The organism is Nostoc sp. FACHB-133 (assembly GCF_014698055.1).
Lineage (GTDB): Bacteria > Cyanobacteriota > Cyanobacteriia > Cyanobacteriales > Nostocaceae > Nostoc.
On record NZ_JACJSH010000011.1, the window covers coordinates 131,662 to 152,967 of the forward strand.

The window sequence follows — 21,306 nt, forward strand, 5'->3', positions numbered from 1 at the left end:
ATTCTAACACACATAATTTCAAGAATTGCTCACCTAGTTAAAGCCAGACTGGAGGTTTTCCAAATTTTGGAAAATCATTTAAAAATATGGGTAAATTTCGGTAATACTGCCAACTAAGTTTAATGTATTAAGAAATACGATATCTCTTAGTATTGGCAGAAGATTAGGATACAGGCAAAAAACTTTCAATACTGTCAACAACAATTAATTGAAGAGATATGTAGCCATGCCTAACGAGCAATATTTTTCCAAATTGCAGCGTGTGCAAGAACTTGTAGTAACTACTGTGTTAGGGGATCTTCCTACACTTCTTTTGGGGCCAAAGTTGCGTAGTTTAGGATATCGGAGTATTTTTGCCCAAATAGGCAGCCCAGTTTATATTCAAAATGGTGTTGAATTTAACGGTGCTTCTTGTATTGAAATAGGCAGTGGAGTCTATATTTTCAAGGGTGTACGCATGGATGCTAGAGGACACAAAAATAATAAAATTCATCTAGGCAATAGAGTCGCTATTGAGCGTAACGTTGATATAGGATGTTTGGAAGATACGTGTATACATATTGATGAAGACACCTTCATTGCTCCCAACGTGTGTATTGAGGGGCCAGGAGACATTAAAATTGGCAAACACTGCATGATTGCTGCCCACTCCGGAATATATGCCAATAATCATAATTTTGCCGATCCGATGGAGCTAATTAAATACCAAGGTGTTACTCGCAAGGGAATTGTGATTGAAGATGACTGTTGGCTAGGTCATGGAGTAACGGTATTAGATGGCGTTACCATTGGCAAAGGTAGTGTTATTGGTGCGGGAGCAGTTGTCAATAAAGATATTCCTCCTTTCTCCGTTGCTGTAGGTATACCTGCACGAGTAGTCAAAAACCGAATTGATAAAGACCTAGCAAAAGTTCAAACTGAGAAATAGGGTATGGGGCATGGGGCATTGGGCATGGGGCATGGGGCATTGGGCATGGTAACTATTTCCTATAACCCAATACGGTTTGGTTAAAGGGGAAAGGGTAAAGGGGAAAGGTTTTGAATACATCCCTTACCCAATACCTGCAACCCTATTCCTCAGACCACAAGGAAAGTGAAAAATGCTTATCCGTACTGTATTGTCCCATAACCTTTAATATGTTGCCTTTGGGAAGAAACTTTTGCTGTCAGTTAACGTCACGTACTGGAGTAAGCAGTTTCTGAGTTATTTTTAAGGGCATCTAAAAGTCAGACAACTGACATTTTGCACCATTCTCAATAACTGTAGAGTAGGTACTGCTAGTCCCTAGTCTCTAAGTGCCCAGTCCCATGTCCCCACAGTCCTCTAAAAAAGGGACGAGATTTGGGTAATATAAAGTAGCTATCTTTTCTGCATGGCAGATCCTCAAAGAAAAGCTTTCTTTGTTTTACCCGTTGGAGATATTTCTATGCTGACTTTAAAAATCGCTGTTTATATTGTTGTTGCCTTCTTCGTAACTATCTTCATCTTCGGATTTTTGTCGAACGATCCTGCTCGTAACCCCGGCCGTCGGGACTTAGAGTAAAAGGGCGATAAATCATCCGCGACTTTGGAAGGCGGAAAATACTAAACGCCACAGAAACTTACTAAGCAAAATTTAGTAAGTTTCTTCCTCCAGTTAGCTTGCTGTAGGTAGCAGAAGGCGACAGTCGGAAGGCAGAATGTATGTTTATCCTTCCGTCCGTCATTTGGCTGTTTGTTAGCCCGATTTTGCTCAAATATGCTTCATCCAGTTCTGCCACCCAATCCGCCTCCTATCCTCGAATCTTTACAACCTGTAAATCCCACCTCATCTGCTAGTCATACAAAGTTTCTTTCAGTTGTAGAAACTGGAATGCAGGAAAAGACAGACAAATCCAAGCAGTCTAAGGATTTGCCTGAGTTGTCGATTGCGGGTGACACCAAAAGTAATTCGCCATTGCCAACTCCCATCAATTCAACTCAGAATGACTCTGTAGTTGCCAAAACTTCCTCTGTACCTCATCCACCAGAAACTTTCCCACCAGAAATTTCCCCCATTACCGACTCAGGAAGTGCTGCGTTGGGGCGATCGCTGCTGGTTGGTTATCCAACGCAGGATATTAAAACCTCTAATGGCCATCCGAGCGTCGAAGGCCGCCGCTCAGAGCTTCTCCTAAGAGCGGCATTACGCAAACGGGAGACGCAAACAGAAGCCACTGCATTGCCAAAAAAAGTTGGAGTGGAGCCTTCCCTAAATGCAAAACTTGAACCTTCTCAAAAACTCGGTGAGCGAGGTTTAACGACAAGCCGCTTTCGGTCTACGCTAAATCCCAATTCTATTGCTAGAGAAAAACAAACCTTTTTGGACTCTCTACGATTTAACTATAGGGTTTCTCCAAGTCCCCTCGTCGCCCAATCTCCGCCTTCTATTCCAGTTGTCCCAAAGGTTACAACCAGCAATAAGTTAGTCGAATCCAAGGCGGAAATTTTAGCTAAGAAGTTAGCCCAGCAAAAACAGCTAAGTGACATTACTGCGTCACAGTCTTCCCAAAGAGACAGTATCTCTCTATCTGCTGCCGATCTTGCACCAAGTTCTCAATCAGTACAAAATTTTATAAAATTCCAGTCTCGTAATCCGACAAAGCAACTTTCAACGCCCATCACTGTAGAATTCAGTTCCCAAGTCCAACCACAAACTCAAGCGCCAACATCTACACCACCAGTAAATACCACCAATCAGCCACAAGCACCAACTAGCAAACCGCCAGCCAAACCGAGAATTGTAGAAGTCACTTCAGATCGGCAAGAGTATGACGAGCAACGGCGAATTATTACAGCTGTTGGAAATGTCGTTGTGCGATTTGATGGCGCGGTGGTGGATGCCGATCGCTTGCAAGTTAATTTAGACAACTTAATTGCTGCCGGGGAAGGCAACGTAACTTTAACCAGGGGCGATCAAATACTGCGTGGACAACGCTTTACCTATAACTTTGTTCAAGATAATGGAGAACTCTTAAATGGTAGAGGAGAAATTTATGTGCCCTCAGCACAAACAGATTTTGCTTTCTCACCCATAGATGCAACTGCTGGTGGAGTAACAAAACGTCCGCCTAGCGATCGCATTAGAGCCAATCAGCCCCTTTCTGGTGTAAGCAGCCCTGGAGGAATTGATTTTACAGTCGGGGGTCAGGCTGATGCTAGCAACCTCTCACCCCCGAAAACAGGAGGTGTAGTCAATCGGCTCAGATTTGAAGCTGAACACATTGACTTCTATCCGCAAGGCTGGCAAGCAAGGGATGTCCGTATCACCAACGATCCTTTTTCGCCTCCAGAACTAGAGTTACGCGCAGATACAGTAACTCTGACACGAGAAACACCCTTGGTAGACCGCATTAGAACACAGCGACAGCGTTTGGTATTGGATCAAAGAATCTCCTTACCAATTCCGGTGAATCAGCAGACGATTGACCGCCGGGAGCGGGATGTTACACCTGCAATCGTTTCTCCCGGCTATGATGGAGATAAGCGGGGTGGTTTGTATATTGAGCGTGGCTTTCCAGTGATCGATACAGAGAAGACAAGCTGGACAATCACGCCTCAGTTACTAGTACAGAGAGGTGTGCAAGAAGGTATAGGTAACTTAGGCTCATTGTTTGCTGTCAAGACAAAGATAAATTCTGTTTTGAGTCCACGAGCAGTAATTGAAGGAACTGGGGAGTTAACCAGTTTTGACTTAGACAAGGTGGAAGACAATTTGCGGGTGAATTTGGGATTGCGTCAGATAATAGGCACTTCCCTTCCCCATCTCTTGAATGTGCAATATAATTACCGCGATCGCCTCTACAACGGTACTCTCGGCTTTCAAACTGTCCAGAGCAGTGTTGGGGGTATTATTACCTCTCCTGTGATTCCTTTAGGAAAAAGTGGCATCAACCTCACCTATCAGGGAAGCGCTCAGTATATCGATGCCAATACCGATCGCCAAGACTTACTAGAACCCATACGCGAAAACGATCGCATTTCACTAGGTCGTTTCCAAGCTAGTGCTGACCTCAGTACTGGGGTGTTACTGTGGCAGGGAAAACCATTACCGCCCACTGCCACAGAGGGATTACGATACACGGCTAACCCTGTAGTTCCTTACTTGCAAGCGATCGCTGGACTTACGGGCACTACGAGTTATTACAGCAATGGTGATAACCAAAGCACCCTAACTGCGAGAATTGGTTTACAAGGACAAGTTGGTCATTTTTCTCGCCCTTTTTTCGACTATACCGCTTTTAATATTAGTTTCTCTCAAGGCTTAAATAACGGATTATCACCCTTTTTGTTTGATCGCTCCGTTGATAACAAAGTTTTGACTGCTGGGATATCACAGCAAATCTACGGCCCTTTTCGCTTAGGCTTTCAAACATCTGTTAACTTGGATACTGGTAGAGAAACTAGTACCGACTACATTTTAGAATATAGCCGTCGCACCTATGGCATCACCTTGCGTTACAATCCAGTGTTGGAATTAGGCGGCTTTAGCATCCGAATTAGTGATTTTAACTGGGGTGGCGGCACTGATCCATTTTCTGAAGTTAAGCCAGTAGTAAACGGTGTGCAACAGAATAATTAATAAGCAGGAGTCAGAATTCTGACTCCTGAATAACCATCATCAAGTTGCTAAAATTTCTGCTTGTGGAAGAATAAATCCGCATCGAATTTAAAGTGCAGCCTCACATAGAATCGGTATGAGGAATCGCACAATGGGTTGATGCACCCCCAGGTATTCTCAGGTTGGCATAGTCGCCGCTTAATTGAACACGTGAAGGTGGTTGGTGTAGGACAGCACAGCATCTTTGAACTGCGGCTTGATATTCTCGCCATTGCTTACGGATGGCAATACTGGCGGCATCGTTACCTAAGTCTGAAAATCTTAGCCCAGCCCGAATTAGCCAAGATTCTACATCAGTTGTTTCACCCAGTATTTCTGGAATGGCATTAATCTTTTCCATGAGTAATATCTTTTAGGCATATTTAAAATTGGCCATTTAACTTTAAGAAAAACTATTGATAATAGCCAATATAATTGGTTATCAAAATCATAAATAAAAATGATTAAAAATATGTCATATCTGAGTATGGATGCTCAGATATGACAGAATAAATTCTATTACGGCTGGTAAACATCATTCCTTTAGCTTGCGAATAGGCTGTCTCCTAGCTCGTAATCACTAGAAGCGATAGCCTAATCCAGCTTGGAAGCTGACAGCATCAGCATCACTATTTCTGTAGGCATCAATGCCCCATTTAGTATCGCCATAAGCAATGACATTATTGCTAACTTCTGATTCAATACCAAGGGTAACTACAGGTGCATTCTGATTGCCCAATGGGGTTTTTTGACCTTCGTCAGTTACAAAAGAATAACCACCACCGAAGTAAACGTTAGTGTTTCTGGCGATCGGCGCATCGTAAGTCACGATGGGCATAATTGCAGCAGCATCACCACCATACAGTACAGAACCCCGCAGTGAAACAGGTGCATTGGGAAGGGCGTAACGTCCTTGAATATTACCGCCAATTTGTGATTCATCGTTTCCTTGTCCGCCACTGGTTGCACCAACTGCAACACCAGCACCAATATAATTACCGTTTGTACCAGCTGTTTGAGCAGAAGCAATTCCTGCGGAGAGGACAATGGAAGCAACAGCAAGTGCAGAGGCAGCTAATTTTGTAAGTTTCATAGAATTATTCTCACTAGAGTTAGGTAAAATCAATGTTCTCTAGTACTAGAATCTCTTTTTTTACAAAATGTAACCTCGCACACCTGGTTCACCCAAATGGCTGAATTATTTCTCACCCACTTGGGTGTAACAACTGAAATATTTAATTGAAGAATTCAGAATGGGCTAAACGCCCTCGCTACCGCTAACAGGATTCAGAATTTAGGAGTCAGAATTCAGGATTCAGAACAAGAAAGTGGAAGATTCAGATCCACTACCCTGTTGTCTTTACGCTGCGCTATCCGCTTTCTCTGACTCCAAGTTCATGCTGTTAGCGGATAGCTAGGGTTTAGCCCATTCTGACTCCTGACTCCTGAATTCTATTTAAATAACAGTTATTTTTTCAAAAAGCGTTGACGTAGGCGAGATATAAAAATATTCACCTCTGGTATTCTCATCCAGGAAGCGATCGCAGTAAACACCGCAATCCCCACAAAGCCAGATACACACAATTGCAATACCAGAATCAGTAAACCCGTTTTACCCAGTAATTGCTGAGAACCAACCAATGTCCCATAGCTTGCTACCCCAGCTACCACGCTACCAGCAGCCAAACCCAAAATCGGCAAACCCCACTCACGCCAAGGTAAACCATTGAGTTTGCGATCGAGCAACCACAACAGCATCAGCATTGAGCTACAATTTACACCCACTGTTGCTAATACCAAACCGGGAGCGCCAAAAGGTTTAACGAAAAACCAATCTAATAAGATATTGAGCAAGATGTTAAAAATACTAATGCGAAAAGGTGTCTGTCCATCGCCTAAAGCGTAGAACACCCGCACCAAAACATCACGTCCCAAATAGACAAACATTCCAATCCCGTAAGCGACTAGCAAGGATGAAACTAGCTCTGTGGCTTCTGGCTTGAAAGCACCGCGTTCATATACCATCTGCACAATAGGTACAGATAATGCCACCATCAGCGCCCCTAGCGGTAGCATGGTAAAGGCAGTGAGTAGCAGTCCTTGGCGAATGCGTAATTTTAAATCTGGCCAATTTTCGGGGCCAGCAAGTTTGGCAAATATCGGTAACAGAGGCAGTAAAATGATATTAGAAATAATCCCTAACGGAGTTTGAACTAATAGATTCGCATAGTTAAATCCTGCCGCAGCACCAGGGATAGGACTAGCAAAATAAAGGTCAGTGGCGACATTAATTGGCATCATTCCAGAGGAAACTGTTGCCGGAGTCATGATTTTAATGACTTCTTGAACGCCTGGGGATTTAAAATCAAACCGCAGGCGTAATGTGCCTAATCCTAACCGCCACTGGACAATTAGCTGCACTAACCACTGGAGAATGGCTCCTGCCAAAGTTCCCCAAGCTAAGACCATTCCCCCGATTAAAGCGTACTCCGGCTTAATAATGTCCTTGCCCAGTTGCATCGCCAGGATACCAAGTCCGGCAACAACGGTAATACTCGATAATAAAGGACTAATGGAAAGTAACCAATATTGATTGGCTGTATTGAGAGTACCAAAGCCAATGCCAATTAAACCGGCAAATAAAGCCATTGGTGCCATAATGCGGAGTTGTTGAATAGCGATCGCTCTGGTTGTCTCTTCCAAACCATGACCGACTATATCAACGATCGCATCCGCAAATAAAACTTGAGCAACTGTCACCACCAACAGCGATCCAGCCACCAGCGTTGTCACGGTTTCCACAAGGGGAGCCGCTTCTTCTCGCCGTCGCTTGGCTAAAACGCTGACAACTGCACTGTGTAATGGCCCATTGACACCACCGAGTAAGATCAATAGAAAGCCAGGGATAATATAGGCGTAGCTATAGGCGGTAGCAGCAGCACCAACACCAAAAGCCGCAGCGATCGCTTGCTGCCGCACTAAACCGAAGACTTTACTAATTAATGTGGCTGCGGCAACAATGCCAGCAATTCCAGCGAAAGAACGAGAGGGTTTTTGGTCTTGTTGTGTCACGAATAATACCCGACAACTCTTACAGAGTGCATACTTTAAAACATTTAACCTGAAATTCCGCAGTCTGTCAGGTAAATTTTGGCAAATCAGTCATTAGTTTATAGTTATTTTAAGTGCGATGCCTGCGATCGCAATGGGAAATTAATCGAATTATCTCTTAGTACAGGCTAGAGCCGCTAACTAAAAACCTTGAATTAGTCATATATTTCGTTGTATTACAAGCCAAAATTATTTTTTAAACCATTACGAGGATAGATCCAGAAAGGGGAACTATAACAATAGCCAGCTTCTAGGAAATAGTTTAAAACTGTAAAAATTTGCAGTTTTGAACTGTTTCTGACTCATGAAGTTTGGTATTAGGAACCCTTGTATAAAAACGATAAAATCCAGAGCAATGGAACCCAATTCAAATTTCACAGAAAATCAACTTCTATTGTCAAGCGCTCAACTTCAAGAGCAACTAGATCAACAAAAGGCTCTAGCGAGTGTAATTGTGCGAATTCGGGAGTCTCTTGACTTAGAAACGATTTTTCAAACTACCGCTACAGAAGTGCGTCTACTGCTCAATGCTGACCGTGTAGCTGTTTTCCAGTTTGACCTAGAAAAAGACTGGGAAGGAGAATTTGTTTCTGAAGATGTTGCGCCTGGTTGGACTTCGGCGTTAGAAGTAAAAGTTTACGACCATTGCTTTGGAGAACAATTTGCTTCCAGTTATCAACAAGGTCGAGTCCAAGCAGTAGCCGATATTTATAATGCCGGACTGAGTGATTGCCATGCCGCAATTTTGAGTAAATTTCAGGTCAAGGCCAATCTTGTTGTCCCTTTATCGCGCCAGAAAGAACTGTGGGGATTGCTTTGCATTCATCAGTGCAGTGAGGCTCGTAACTGGAAAGAATCGGAAATTGAATTTATTCGTCAAATTGCTGACCATCTGACAGTTGCGATTCAACAAGCAAAGCATCTTCACGAAGTGCAATTACAAGCTGCAAAATTGGCTCAAGCGGTTCAACGCGACCAAGTAATTGCTCAGATTGTCGATAAAATTCGCTCACCCCTTGATATTGAAACCATCTTTAAAACCACAACTCAAGAAATACGCAAGCTACTGCAAGCTGACCGAGTTGCCATATTTAGTTTTAATGCCGATTGGAGTGGTAACTTTGTTGCTGAATCATTTGCTGAAGGTTGGGCTCCCTTAGTTGGTATTGAGCCTGCGATCGCTGATACTTATTTACAACAGACACAAGGCGGACGTTATGTTGACAACGAGACATTTACAGTCAATGACATTTACCAAGCCGGATTAACAGACTGTCATGTAACCTTGTTGGAGCAATTCCAGGCAAAAGCCTTTGCAACTGCCCCTATTCTCCAAGGAGATCAACTTTGGGGAGTCATTGCTGCTTACCAAAATGTCTCACCTAGACAGTGGCAATCTTATGAAGTCGAATCACTGACCAAAATCGGCACACAAATTGGTGTGGCACTGCGACACTATAAGTTGCTGGCACACGCTCAGTACCAAGCAGAGCAACAAAAGACATTAACTAGCGTGATTACTCGAATTCGAGAGTCCCTAGATTTAGATACAATCTTCCAAACAACTGTCACCGAGGCGCGGAAAATGCTGCAAGCAGACCGAGTGGCAGTCTTTCGGTTTGACCCACAAAAAGATTGGGAAGGAGAATTTATTTCTGAGGATGTTGTACCTGAGTGTAACTCGGTAATAGCAGAAAAAGTTTATGATTATTGCTTTGGTGAAAATTTTGTATCCCTTTATGCACAGGGTCGAGTAAATGCGATCGCTGATATTTATCAAGCAAAGTTTCCAGGTTGCTACATCCAAATTCTAGAAAAATTTCAAGTGCGGGCAAATTTGGTCGCACCTCTATTGAAAAAAGGTGAACTTTGGGGATTGCTGTGTATTCACCAATGCAACGCTTCTCGTTACTGGCAACCCTCTGAAATTGAATTTACCAGTCAAATAGCCGAGCAATTGGGAGTCGCATTAAAACAGGATTCTTATTTAAAGCAAGTTCAAATGCAGGTTGTCCAGTTAGCAGAAGCTAATGAACGGGAGAAAGCAATGGAACGGCAAGAATTGTTGGCTGCAACTATTGATAAAATCCGCCAGTCACTTGATATTAAAACTATTTTTAGAACCACTACTCAAGCAGTGCGAGAATTGCTCGAAGTCGAGCGAGTTGCAATCTACCGCTTCAACGCAGATTGGAGCGGTAAATTTGTGGCAGATTCCTTTAAAGATGGTTGGAAACCTGTTGCACAAGCCCAACCAATGATTCTAAAAACCTTTGAGGGCACAGACGATGATAATGAACTGCCGCGCAACGAAACTTTTGTTCCCATTCGACAAGGCGAAAAATTATGGGGATTATTAGTTGCTTATCAAAATTCGCAACCGCGCTACTGGAAAGAGGAAGAAATCAATTTACTAGCTCAAGTAGCTGTGCAATTTGGAATTGCTATTCAGCAAGCAGAATTACTAGAACAAACCAAACGTCAAACCTTAGAACTGACTCAAGCCCTGCAAGAATTAAAACAAACTCAGACCAGGTTAATTCAGGGTGAAAAAATGGCAGGTTTAGGGCAACTACTTGCTGGAGTCGCTCATGAAATCAACAATCCTGTGAGTTTTATTTTTGGCAATCTTATACATTTAAATGAATATATTCAAGAACTACTGAATACAGTGGAAATTTACCGTCAAAACTCCTCTCTACCGCCAACTGTTCAAGAAAAAATTGACAATAATGATTTGGATTTTATCATCGAAGATTTACCCAAAACTCTTGATTCAATGAAAATAGGAACAGAGCGAATTCATGATATTGTACTATCACTGCGAAACTTCTCTCGTACAGATGAAGCTGAATTGAAGGCAGTAGATATTCATGAGGGATTAGATAGTACTTTGCTGATTTTAGGGCATCGGCTCAAAAACAATAATGAACGCCCAGCTATTGAGATTGTTAAAGAATATGCTACTTTACCTTTGCTCGAATGCTATCCCTCACAATTAAATCAAGTGTTTATGAATCTGTTGAGTAACAGTATTGATGCATTAGAGGAAAAGTTTAAAGCTATACACCAAAGGTATTTGAAGTTATCTCAACGGTGTCCAATGATACCTTTGACTATCTGGATTAGTACGCAAACCGTTAATAACCAGATTGTAATTAGAATAGCTGATAATGGTCTGGGAATTCCAGAAGAAGTGCGATCGCACATGTTTGATCCCTTCTTCACTACTAAAGCACCAGGTAAAGGTACTGGGTTAGGATTGTCTATCAGCTATCAAATAGTAGTTGAAAAACATCATGGTCAAATTAAATGTTCTTCTAAGCCGGGAGAAGGAACAGAGTTTTTGATTGAAATTCCTAGCAGTAATTAGAGACGACGGTTTTTGACAATTCTCACTCAATCGGTAAAATATCTCTTTTTTATGCTCAACGCTGAGATTCTTTACTTACAACCCAAACTATCTCGCGTTGACATACCCGTAACCGGATTTACCCCATCGGCTCTTTCACACATTAGCGATACTTGATAACGGTCAATCAAAGCGCCGGTAAAATCAGCACCTGTAATTTCGGCATCGAAAAAGCGGCTGCGGGTCAAAGTTGCTTCAGTAAAGATGGCATTTTTCAGGTTAGCACCATCCATAGTGGCGCGATCGACTAAAGCGCCGCTCAAGTTCGCGCCTTCCAAATTTGCTTTTAACAAAACTCCTTTAGTGAGAATTGCGTTGGTTAAATTCGCTCCTTGGAAATTTGTCCCCCGCATTTCTGCTGCTACAAAAGTCACTCCTGCCAAATCAGCATGAGAAAAATCACGATTTTCTAAATTTATATTGTTGTAGTTAATTGTGTTGAGTTGAGCAAAAGCCGGTTTGGGATTAAGTATTATCCAGCAAAATGCTAGTATCAAAATTACAATCCAACCCAAAAAGCGTAGTAAAATCTTTTTCATAACTTTATTATTTGTCCTTTGTCATTAGTCCTTTGTCATTTAACTAATGACTAATGACTAATGACCAATGACTAATGACCAATGACTATTTCCAATCTTTACCAATCCGAATTGTGAGGTCAGATTCTAAATCACCAATCGCTGACACCTCAATTTGACCCAAGCCTAAGACTTTTTGCAAATCAACACCAACTCGCCGATTGCCTTTTTGGACAATAATCTGAGTTTGACGTTGGGTATCTGGCCAATCAGGTACTTTGTAAATATTAGTAAAGCCTTTCTGTTTCAGATAAGCAATAACTTTTTCAGTTAGCTGAGGTTGATTGGAGGCATTTTGAATAGCAATTTTGAGGTTAGGAACCTGACGCATATCTGGTTTCAGACCAGGTACATTTACCCCAACATAATCATTCAACAGGCTCTGTTGTCCAGTCATATTTAGCCAATAGCTATCAGGGTCTTTGCTAAAGCGGCTAAACGTACCAGGCAGCACCGTCATTTGGAAATTATCTCGATCTAGGTTGAGACCAAAGTTCACCAACGCCATCATTTCTTCCATCTTCAGGTTGGTATCAAAGTATTTTCGCATTAAGCGAGTTAATTGAGGCAACCTCGGTAAGATGGTAGGACTATTTAAGCGTTGCAGCAATGCTGCGGTTAGTGCTTGCTGATGCTGCACTCTTGGCAAATCTCCCAAACCTGGTTCGCGGAACCGCACAAACTGTTCTGCTTGTTCCCCGTTGAGGGTTTGCCAGCCACTGACTAAATTAATTGACAGTCGACTGCTGGAGTCTTTATACGTCATTGATTGGGGAACAAAGACCTCTACCCCACCTAACTGATCGATTAACTGCCGCAAGCCGCTAGTAGAAATACGGATGTAGCGATCGATTGGGGCGTTGTTTAAGGTACGACTAACTACCCGTGCTGCCAAGACTGGGCCGCCTTTAGCATTGGCATCAGATACCTTAGTTAATCCCTTCTCTCCCTTTTCGGGGATGGCAATCATCGTATCTTTAGGAATGGAAAGCACCCTTACAGATTTTTCACCAGGGTTAAGCCGTACTAACAGCATGGAGTCGCTTTTGCCAGCAAAGCTTTCTGGTGAACCATCTACAGTACCGTTAACTGGTTCAATCCCCATAATTAAGATATTCATGGGTCGTGAAAGCTGATACTGGGAAAGTTTGCTCCACAACTCCCCTGGTAAAGGTATTTTTAACTCATCTTTAATATTGGTTCCTAAATCTTCATCTGTTCGATCGAGATTGCTCCACAAAGGAGTCCACAGTGCTAACGTCGAGATTAGCAGCCCAGATAAGATGATGCCGATGACAACCGTCATGATCCACAACAACCAACGAGGCATGGTTAAGCCCAGTCTCTCGTAAAGCTGATTGGGAATCGCGCCCACAGATTCGACGACGCTACGATTCGGATTGGCTCGCTGGTTTAGTTCGACATCCTCCTCCTCTGAATCGGCTACTGGTACAGGCGTTACCTGATTTTCCGTGCGTTGAATTTGCTGCGATCGCATCTCCGTTTCGAATTCTATTACTTGCTGAGATGTAACCGGATTTTCCGACCATTCGACTTGTTTTATCACAATTATCTCCCCACTCAACCACTCCCTAAAAGTATGTTAATCCAAGCTACAGATATTGCCAGTGGAAAGGCTCACTGTAAACTTATAATGTTCTTCGGTAGGCGTGTATGACAACATGAATACTTTATTGTTCCCCGTAATCCTAGCTGGTGGTAAAGGTGAACGTTTTTGGCCCCTGAGCCGCAAAGACCGACCTAAGCAATTTTTAAGTCTTGATGGTAGCTCTAGAAGTTTATTACAAGCAACCGCCGATCGATTGATAAAACTCGGTGGCAGTTGGGATTCCTTGTGGGTCGTAACTTCTAGTCAGATAGCTGAAGGGGTAAGACAACAACTACCCGATCTACCAGTTGAAAACTTACTGATTGAGTCGGAAGGCAGAGACACAGCCGCAGCCGTTGCTTGGACAAGTTTAGAAATCAAACAGCGCTATGGAGAAGACGCTGTTATTGGCTTTTTCCCTGCTGACCACTGGATTGCTGACGAAGAAGCGTTTGCACACACATTAAGCGCGGCTACGCAACTGGCAGCAAGCACAGCAGCGATCGTTACACTGGGGATCAAGCCTACTTTTCCATCAACCGGTTACGGCTACATTGAACAAGGTGAAAAGATAGGTAGCTTTAATGAGTTGCCAGCTTATCACGTCAACCGCTTTACTGAAAAGCCCAACCGCGAAACGGCAGAGACTTTTTTATCTACGGGGCGCTTTAGCTGGAATAGTGGAATGTTCGTTTTTCGGGCAGGGGTTGTTCTCAAGGAACTACATACCCATGCTCCAGAAATTATCGAACCTTTAGAACAACAGGGTCCTGATATCTATCCCCAGTTGCCTAAGAAGAGTATAGACTATGCCCTAATGGAAAAGACAACTCTAGCATACGTTTTGCCAGTTGATTTTGGTTGGGATGATTTAGGAGATTGGAATGCGATCGAGCGGTTACTCAAAACAGAAGAGAATCCCAATGTGGAACTCGCTACCCACGTAGGGCTAGATACGCAGGGGGCGATTATTTATGCCTCAAATCCAGAGGATGTAGTTGTTACAATTGGTTTAGAGGACGTGGTGATTGTGCGCGATCGCAATGTCACCCTCGTTGTTAAAAAAGAACGTACCCAGGAAATTAAGCAGATCCTTAAAATTATCCAAAGCGATTCTCGATTTACTGACCTGCTGTAAAAGAAAGTTAGAACCCTTGGCAGAGGCTAAAAAGTCTGTTTTCCTATTATAACTTGACTGTCTGTTATTTTATCTGACAGTTATGAACATTATTAGCTTTAAGCCTCTCGCCAAGACAATGGCAATCGAGTCTATTACAGCCTATCAAAAATATATTTCTCCTTCCAAAGGATTTAGTTGTTCCCATCGCTTATTACACGGTGGGGATTCCTGCTCTAATTACGTCAAACGAATGCTGAGTGAACAGAAACTCCACGAAGCTATACAATCATCCATAAAAAGATTCCAAGACTGTGGCGCAGCTAGCAAAACTTTAAAAGCTAAAGCCAACTTCCGTTGTATTGTCATCCCCTGTTGTTTACCTCTTTAACTCCCTGCGTCTTTGCAGTTATTTACAAAAATGTTCCTCACCCAAACTGTTCCCCGTCAACGAGAAATTCTGGAAGTATTCCTTCGCAATGGTTGGGACTATATGCGAAGGTTACTCACTGGTGGCAAAGCTGATGAACCACAGTTACCTACACCTGCGGTTTTAAAAAATATCTTGGTAGACTTGGGGCCAGTTTACGTCAAACTTGGCCAGCTAATGTCTACACGTCCAGATTTACTGAACGCTGCCTACATTGAGGAACTATCAACCCTACAAGACGAAGTACCACCAGTTCCTTGGTCAGAGATAGAAATAATCCTTCGCAAAGAATTAAAACGTCCACTAGCAGAAACCTTCAAGATAGTTAACCCGATCCCCGTAGCGGCGGGATCAATTGCCCAGACACATCGCGCTACATTAGCAGATGGTCGAGAAGTGGCTCTAAAAGTACAACGTCCGGGAATCGATCTGACTATTGCTCAAGATATTGCTTTAATTCAAGGTATTGCCGATTTAGTGGCGCGGACTGAATTTGGGCAAACCTACGAAATCAAATCCATCGCTGAAGAATTTACCAAAGCCCTAGAAGCCGAGTTAGATTTTACACGGGAAGCGGGTTTTACAGACCAACTGCGGCGCAACTTATCTAAAAGTCGCTGGTTTGATCCCACGCAAATAGTGGTTGCAGAGATTAACTGGGAATTGACCACAGAAAAATTACTGGTGATGGAATGGTTAGATGGAGTACCATTCTTGGCGGCGGATTTAAACAATAACAATAATGGTAAAGACCCCGCCGTAGAGCGTAAAGAAATAACTACTTTGTTATTTCGGGTATTTTTTCAGCAACTATATATTGATGGCTTTTTTCACGCTGATCCCCATCCGGGAAACTTGTTTTACCTTAAAGATGGGCGAGTTGCTCTCTTAGACTGTGGCATGGTGGGAAGACTTGATCCCCGCACACAGCAGATATTAACAGAGATGTTGTTAGCGATCGTTGATTTAGATGCTCAAAGGTGCGCTCAGTTAACTTTGCAGTTATCAGATTCTGCTCAACCAGTTATTTTGTCACGGTTAGAAAATGATTACGATCGCATGTTGCGAAAGTATCACAATGTCAGCTTAACGCAAATCAACTTCAGTCAGATAATTTATGAGGTTTTACAAGTTGCGCGTAACAATAAAATTAGATTACCTAGCAATATGGGTTTGTATGCCAAAACCCTAGCGAATTTAGAGGGTGTAGCGCGGACATTCAACCCAGAGCTTAATTTTTTCGATGAAGTTAAACCATTAATTACAGACTTGTTTCGTCGGCAATTACTGGGCGATAATCCAGTGCGATCGCTATTACGGACAGCCTTAGATATTAAAAGTCTGTCTCTCCAATCTCCTCGCCAAATAGAACTGTTATTAGACCGAGTTACCTCAGAAACCTTACAGTGGAATCTATCGCTGCGGGGTTTAGATGGCGTGCGGCGCACTATGGACGATGCGGCTAACCGACTATCTTTTAGTATACTAGTAGGTTCGCTGATTATGGGTGCAGCAATTATTTCCACTAGAGCGCAGACAAGTCAGCTATCTTTTTTAAGCACCTCCCTTTTTGCCGTTGCTAGCTTATTGGGTTTGTGGTTAATTATCAGTACATTGCGATCGGGACGTTTGCGGTAAAGTCTATTTGTTGTGCGTAATGCTCACCAAGAAGGGGAAAAGGGGAAAAGGGGAAGGGGGAAAGGCAATACACTAATGTTCTTTTCCTCAAAAGGTATGAAGCCCCTATTTTTAAATATGGAGAATAAAAAAACAAGATTTTTAAGGCACGTAGTGCGATAACTTAGCAGTGTCTATATTTGAAACCTCTGCTTTTAAGTATGGGGTTCCCTTTCCCTTTCCCCTTTTCCCTTTCTTCATCACAGTCAATCATGATATGTCAGTGCCGAAAATCCCTGCTTTCCTATTTGGAACCACAGTAGAAGAATCCAGAAGTCAACGAAGAGAGCAGAGGAAGCAGGGGGAGAAGAGGAGCAGGGGGAGCAAACCTTAAAAGTAGGGGCTTGAGTATTGACACCTTGTGCCTCGCTGCAAGCAGTCTTAGTTAAACACAGATGATTTACGTGTGTCTGTATACATCCGTGGTTCTAATATAAAAAATATGTCAATCATCGTTGCTAAAAATCTGAGTAAATCTTATCCAGTCGCAGTTAAAAGCCCAGGTATTAAAGGAACAATCACCCATCTTTTCCGCCGTACCTACCGCTCAATTAAAGCAGTGCAGGATGTTTCCTTTGAAATTGCCCCCGGTGAAGTAGTGGGGTTTTTGGGCCCAAATGGTGCTGGAAAAACCACCACACTAAAAATGCTCACGGGGCTGATTCATCCCTCTAGCGGTACAGTTCAAGTAGCTGGACAAATTCCGTTTCAGCGTAAAGAAGCATTTTTGCAAAAAATTACCTTGGTGATGGGGCAAAAGCAGCAGCTAATTTGGGACTTACCCGCGCTGGATTCTTTGAGAATTAATGCTGCTGTATACAACATCTCTGATAAAGAGTTTCAACGGCGGGTAGGAGAATTAACAGAGATGCTTTCCTTAGAAGGCAAACTTACCCAACCAGTACGGAAGCTATCTTTGGGTGAGCGGATGAAGGCAGAATTGCTAGCAGCACTTTTGCACCGTCCCCACGTATTGTTCCTAGATGAACCGACTCTGGGACTAGATGTAAATGCTCAGGTGGCGGTACGCGATTTTTTGCGCGACTACAATCAGCGTTATCAGGCTACAGTGTTGTTGACGAGTCACTATATGGCTGATATTACAGCTTTGTGTCAACGAGTGCTGTTGATTCACCAAGGAAGCCTGATGTATGACGGTAGTTTAGATGGACTATTAGAACGTTTTGCTCCTTACCGAGAAGTCCATATAGAATTAGCCCAACCTCTACCAATGGAAAAACTTATGACATACGGGGATGTGCAACTCTTAGAAGGGCGATCGGTGCATTTTATGGTATCTAGAGAGGCGCTTACCCGCACAGTATCTAAGATTTTGACGGATTTGGAGGTAATTGATTTAACTGTCACTGAACCGCCTGTCGAAGAAGTAATTGGGCGAGTTTTTCAGGCAGGTGTTGTGTAGCGATCGCTGCCAGAATATAGAGTTGCCGAGGGGAGAATGCACTATAAATGAAAAAGATGATTAGAAAAGCCCTAACTTTGCTGTCTGTATACTACGCCTATATGGTTGAGTATCGAGCAGAACTAGTTTTATGGGTTTTGGCTGGGTCTTTGCCGATTATCCTCATGGGTATCTGGATACAGGCAGCACAAGGCGGGCAGTTTGGGCTATCACCTGTAGATTTTGCCCGTTACTTTATCACGGTCTTCATCGTTAGACAATTAACAGTTGTTTGGGTAATTTGGGACTTTGAAAAAGAAGTCGTGGAAGGCAAGCTTTCGCCCAAGTTGCTACAACCACTCGACCCAGTATGGCATCATGTTGCAGGACATATTTCTGAAAGATTTGCTAGGCTATCGTTTGCCTTTTTATTAGTGGCATTATTTTTTATTCTTTATCCCCAAGCTTTTTGGGTACCAAGTTTGAGTAGATTTTTGCTGTTCACATTGGCGGTGGCGCTAGCTTTTACTTTGCGGTTTACGATTCAGTACACCTTTGCCATGTTCGCTTTTTGGACAGAACGGGCTAGTGCTTTAGAAAACTTTTGGTTGTTGTTTTATCTATTTTTATCTGGTTTGATAGCACCTTTAGAGGTTTTTCCAGAACCTGTGCGGGCAATAGTAATGTTTACGCCTTTTCCGTATTTGATTGATTTTCCTGCGAGTCTTTTGGTAGGGCTACCTGTGGATATAGGGCGAGGATTTTGGTCAATGTTTGGTTGGATATTAGTGTTTTTGGGTCTGAATCGCTTACTTTGGCGTGCGGGTTTGAAGAGGTATTCTGGGATGGGAGCATAAAGGATTCATCATTACTAAAGTGGCGATATATTATGATTGGCTAAATCTATACATTTATATACTTTGCTATGCTATTTATTTTATAAATATAAATCAATACGCTTGGGTTAACGTGAGTTCGATGAACCTCTCACTCCCAGCCTGCCTCTGGAAAACGGAAAGGGAGGAGCAATGAAAAATTCAACTTTTTGCTCCCCTCTCCGACACGTAGAGGGGTTGGGGGAGAGGTCAAATAAGACTTGTCGAACTCACGTTGGGTTAAGGGCAACTGGCAAAAATTTTGGGTTTTGAGACGCGATAAATCGCCGTCTCTACAAGTGTTTTGGTTTTATCTGAACTGTAATAAATTACTTGGTATCGTCCTAAATTTTTCTGCCGTCCCCAAGGAATAATCTTCTAACTTAAAATCAGCAAAAGGTTTCTTTTCTAACCTATCCCGTAGTGCTTCATCAAGAATGACACCTGCGGATTTATTTTTCACGCCAATAATTATAATACTTCTCTGATATGTAGTTAAATCCTGATTTGACTGACAATTACTCCGTTGAAATTGTCCTAAATTTAATATTCTATAACCTTTGACGCTTGGTGTATTAATAAATAATTTTTTGACTAAAAATTGAATTTGTTTAGAACGTTCTAGAGCCATTCGCTGTTGAACTGCTATATTACCTTTACAAGCAACTGTACCTACAGAGATAATTTCTCTGGGTTCATCCATTATCTTTTGTATGCCTTCTTGTTCTAAGTTCAACTTTAAAAGGTCTATACTAATAATTTCATCATTATATTTAATTTGAAAATTGCTACCTAAAAGCCATTTATATTCTAGTGATAAAACAGCTATATTAAATTCGGCTCTCCTCCCCTGGCTATCTCTACCTTCTTGATAAGAAAAATAATCAATTTTACCTCTCCTTTCAGGAGATTGCCCATAATTTGAATTCACCAAAAATTTTGAGTTTCGCATTGCTAAAGCCACTATACTAAGTAATCCTAATATCACTAGCAACCCTGCAAAAAATTTTAGTAGTGGTACTTCTTCTGGCTCTTTCTCTGGCGATGATAAAGTTTTAGGAATTTGCGGGGACAACTCTTCTGTGTTCAAATCAATTACTAAATTAATATTTTCAGGAGTAGTTTCTGTTAGCTGCGTTTCAACAACAGAGGCAGGAGGAATACTATTTTCTGGTTCCTGCTCCGACAACAGTGAGATTGGCTCTGAATCCTCCACTTCTGCAAGTGGCTCCTCTACTCTGCGAGAACCTGGCGCAACAGGTGGGGTTGAATCCTCATCTGAGCAGAACTTTTTGCCTTCTTCAATGTGTTCTAGGCGCTGCAAAATTTCTTGGGCATTAGCAGGACGCTTTTTTATATCTGCTGCCGTGAGCCAATCAATTAAATTTAATAGTAAGGGTGAGATATCGATGGCATGATTTTGCCAGTGCAATACATTTTGCTGGACATCATACATATCTAAGGGATGGTGTCCCGTTAGCAAAAATATAAAGGTGCGTCCCAAAGCAAAGAAATCTGATTGCGGTACTGCTTGACCATTCATTTGTTCGGGAGCGCTGTAGCCAGATGACATAAGTGCTGTCATCCCGTCGCCATTGCTAAGTTGGTATGGGTCGGTTCTGTCAATTTCAGTGGCTGTGCCAAAATCAATCAGTACCAATTCCCCCCAATCCTTCCCAAGGGGGGATCTAATCATGATATTAGATGGCTTAATATCTCGATGCAGGTATTGTTTACGATGCACTAAATCCAAGATTTCCACTAATTGTTTTAGCCAAGCTACAGCTTGGTCTTCAGAAATGGGGCGATTCTGCTGCTGCTCTAGCCACTGTACTAAGTTGTACCCGTCGATTTTTTCCATTGCAATGCAATGCAACACTAAACCATGTCGGGTTTGATACTGGAAGTAACTATCTTGTTTGGGAATGCCGGGATGGTTGAGTTGTTCCAGCACAGTTACTTCTTGCTGAAATAGTTCTACAGCTCTGGCGTTACCTGATAAATCCTCCTTGAGTATTTTGAGGATTTTAGGAGTATCTTGTTCGTATGCTTCATAAACTTTACTAAACCCTGTTTTGTCACTCAACAGGCGCGTCACCCGATAACGCCCTAGCAATTCCAAATGGGAACCACAACTTTGACAAAAGCGGTTTTGTTCATTATTTGGGTGATTTGGTGTAGGGCAAACGGGATTGATACAAAGGCTCATGAGTGGCTTATCCGTACTTTAACAGTTATCAGTTATTAGTAGGACTTACGCAAACAATAGCCAAAACCCTTATTTTCAGCTAGGGGCAATTCATGTAGACGCAAAGTGGCTAATCTACGAGTTTTCCAACGGAGTACCCGCCGCAGGATATTACCCCTACAGCATTGTAGTTTGGTGTAAGTCCTAATTAGTTATCAATAATCACTGAACGCTGATGACTGATAACTAATAACTGATTTAAAGGGAGTGCAGATGCATAGCCGCTTA

Annotated in this window: 15 protein-coding genes; 9 read left to right on the forward strand and 6 right to left on the reverse strand. The window is 42.5% G+C overall.

The features are described 5' to 3' along the window. The first annotated feature begins 226 nt into the window (after positions 1-226). From H6G86_RS11900 to H6G86_RS11910, 3 genes are all read left to right on the forward strand, one after another. Complete coding sequence (locus H6G86_RS11900) at positions 227-928, forward strand: acyltransferase (protein ID WP_190934476.1); 702 nt, start codon at positions 227-229, stop codon at positions 926-928. Positions 929-1,427: 499 nt separating this feature from the next. Continuing rightward, a complete protein-coding gene (locus tag H6G86_RS11905; protein WP_041566417.1) occupies positions 1,428-1,544 on the forward strand; it encodes a photosystem II reaction center protein I in 117 nt (38 codons plus the stop codon). Between the two features lie 195 nt (positions 1,545-1,739). Further along, entirely contained in the window at positions 1,740-4,601 is a 2,862-nt protein-coding gene (locus tag H6G86_RS11910; protein WP_190934477.1) for a DUF3769 domain-containing protein, read from the forward strand. A gap of 100 nt (positions 4,602-4,701) precedes the next feature. On the opposite strand, the gene H6G86_RS11915 is transcribed toward H6G86_RS11910, so the two are convergent. The 3 genes from H6G86_RS11915 to murJ form a co-directional block, all read right to left on the reverse strand. Then, a complete protein-coding gene (locus H6G86_RS11915) occupies positions 4,702-4,980 on the reverse strand; it encodes a hypothetical protein (protein ID WP_190934478.1) in 279 nt (92 codons plus the stop codon). A gap of 219 nt (positions 4,981-5,199) precedes the next feature. Further along, on the reverse strand, positions 5,200-5,712 hold the full coding sequence (locus H6G86_RS11920) for an outer membrane beta-barrel protein (RefSeq protein WP_114083513.1): 513 nt from the start codon (positions 5,710-5,712) through the stop codon (positions 5,200-5,202). 374 nt (positions 5,713-6,086) lie between these two features. Continuing rightward, the gene (gene murJ / locus H6G86_RS11925; protein WP_190934479.1) at positions 6,087-7,691 is read right to left on the reverse strand and encodes a murein biosynthesis integral membrane protein MurJ; all 1,605 of its coding nucleotides are present in this window, start codon (positions 7,689-7,691) and stop codon (positions 6,087-6,089) included. A gap of 394 nt (positions 7,692-8,085) precedes the next feature. Between murJ and H6G86_RS11930 the strand changes: the two genes are divergently transcribed. Next, positions 8,086-11,103 (forward strand): GAF domain-containing sensor histidine kinase, encoded by a 3,018-nt coding sequence (locus tag H6G86_RS11930; protein WP_190934480.1) that lies wholly within the window; start codon positions 8,086-8,088, stop codon positions 11,101-11,103. 71 nt (positions 11,104-11,174) lie between these two features. Here H6G86_RS11930 and H6G86_RS11935 read toward each other — a convergent pair whose 3' ends face one another. Together H6G86_RS11935 and H6G86_RS11940 are read right to left on the reverse strand one after the other, a co-directional pair. Beyond that, positions 11,175-11,681, reverse strand: a complete 507-nt coding sequence (locus H6G86_RS11935; protein WP_190934481.1) for a pentapeptide repeat-containing protein — start codon at positions 11,679-11,681, stop codon at positions 11,175-11,177. Positions 11,682-11,766: 85 nt separating this feature from the next. Then, positions 11,767-13,287, reverse strand: a complete 1,521-nt coding sequence (locus H6G86_RS11940) for an LCP family protein (protein ID WP_190934482.1) — start codon at positions 13,285-13,287, stop codon at positions 11,767-11,769. 115 nt (positions 13,288-13,402) lie between these two features. Here H6G86_RS11940 and H6G86_RS11945 point away from each other — a divergent pair, with 115 nt between their 5' ends. The 5 genes from H6G86_RS11945 to H6G86_RS11965 all read left to right on the forward strand — a co-directional run bounded on the left by H6G86_RS11945 (position 13,403) and on the right by H6G86_RS11965 (position 18,812). Next, a complete protein-coding gene (locus H6G86_RS11945) occupies positions 13,403-14,467 on the forward strand; it encodes a mannose-1-phosphate guanylyltransferase (RefSeq protein WP_190934483.1) in 1,065 nt (354 codons plus the stop codon). 82 nt (positions 14,468-14,549) lie between these two features. Beyond that, entirely contained in the window at positions 14,550-14,837 is a 288-nt protein-coding gene (gene yidD / locus H6G86_RS11950; protein ID WP_190934484.1) for a membrane protein insertion efficiency factor YidD, read from the forward strand. Positions 14,838-14,867: 30 nt separating this feature from the next. Further along, a complete protein-coding gene (locus H6G86_RS11955; RefSeq protein WP_190934485.1) occupies positions 14,868-16,514 on the forward strand; it encodes an ABC1 kinase family protein in 1,647 nt (548 codons plus the stop codon). A gap of 481 nt (positions 16,515-16,995) precedes the next feature. After that, a complete protein-coding gene (locus H6G86_RS11960; RefSeq protein ID WP_190934486.1) occupies positions 16,996-17,976 on the forward strand; it encodes an ABC transporter ATP-binding protein in 981 nt (326 codons plus the stop codon). Positions 17,977-18,023: 47 nt separating this feature from the next. Beyond that, entirely contained in the window at positions 18,024-18,812 is a 789-nt protein-coding gene (locus tag H6G86_RS11965; protein ID WP_190934487.1) for an ABC transporter permease, read from the forward strand. A 328-nt stretch (positions 18,813-19,140) separates the two neighbouring features. On the opposite strand, the gene H6G86_RS11970 is transcribed toward H6G86_RS11965, so the two are convergent. Further along, positions 19,141-21,039, reverse strand: a complete 1,899-nt coding sequence (locus tag H6G86_RS11970; RefSeq protein WP_190934488.1) for a serine/threonine-protein kinase — start codon at positions 21,037-21,039, stop codon at positions 19,141-19,143. Positions 21,040-21,306: the final 267 nt, after the last annotated feature.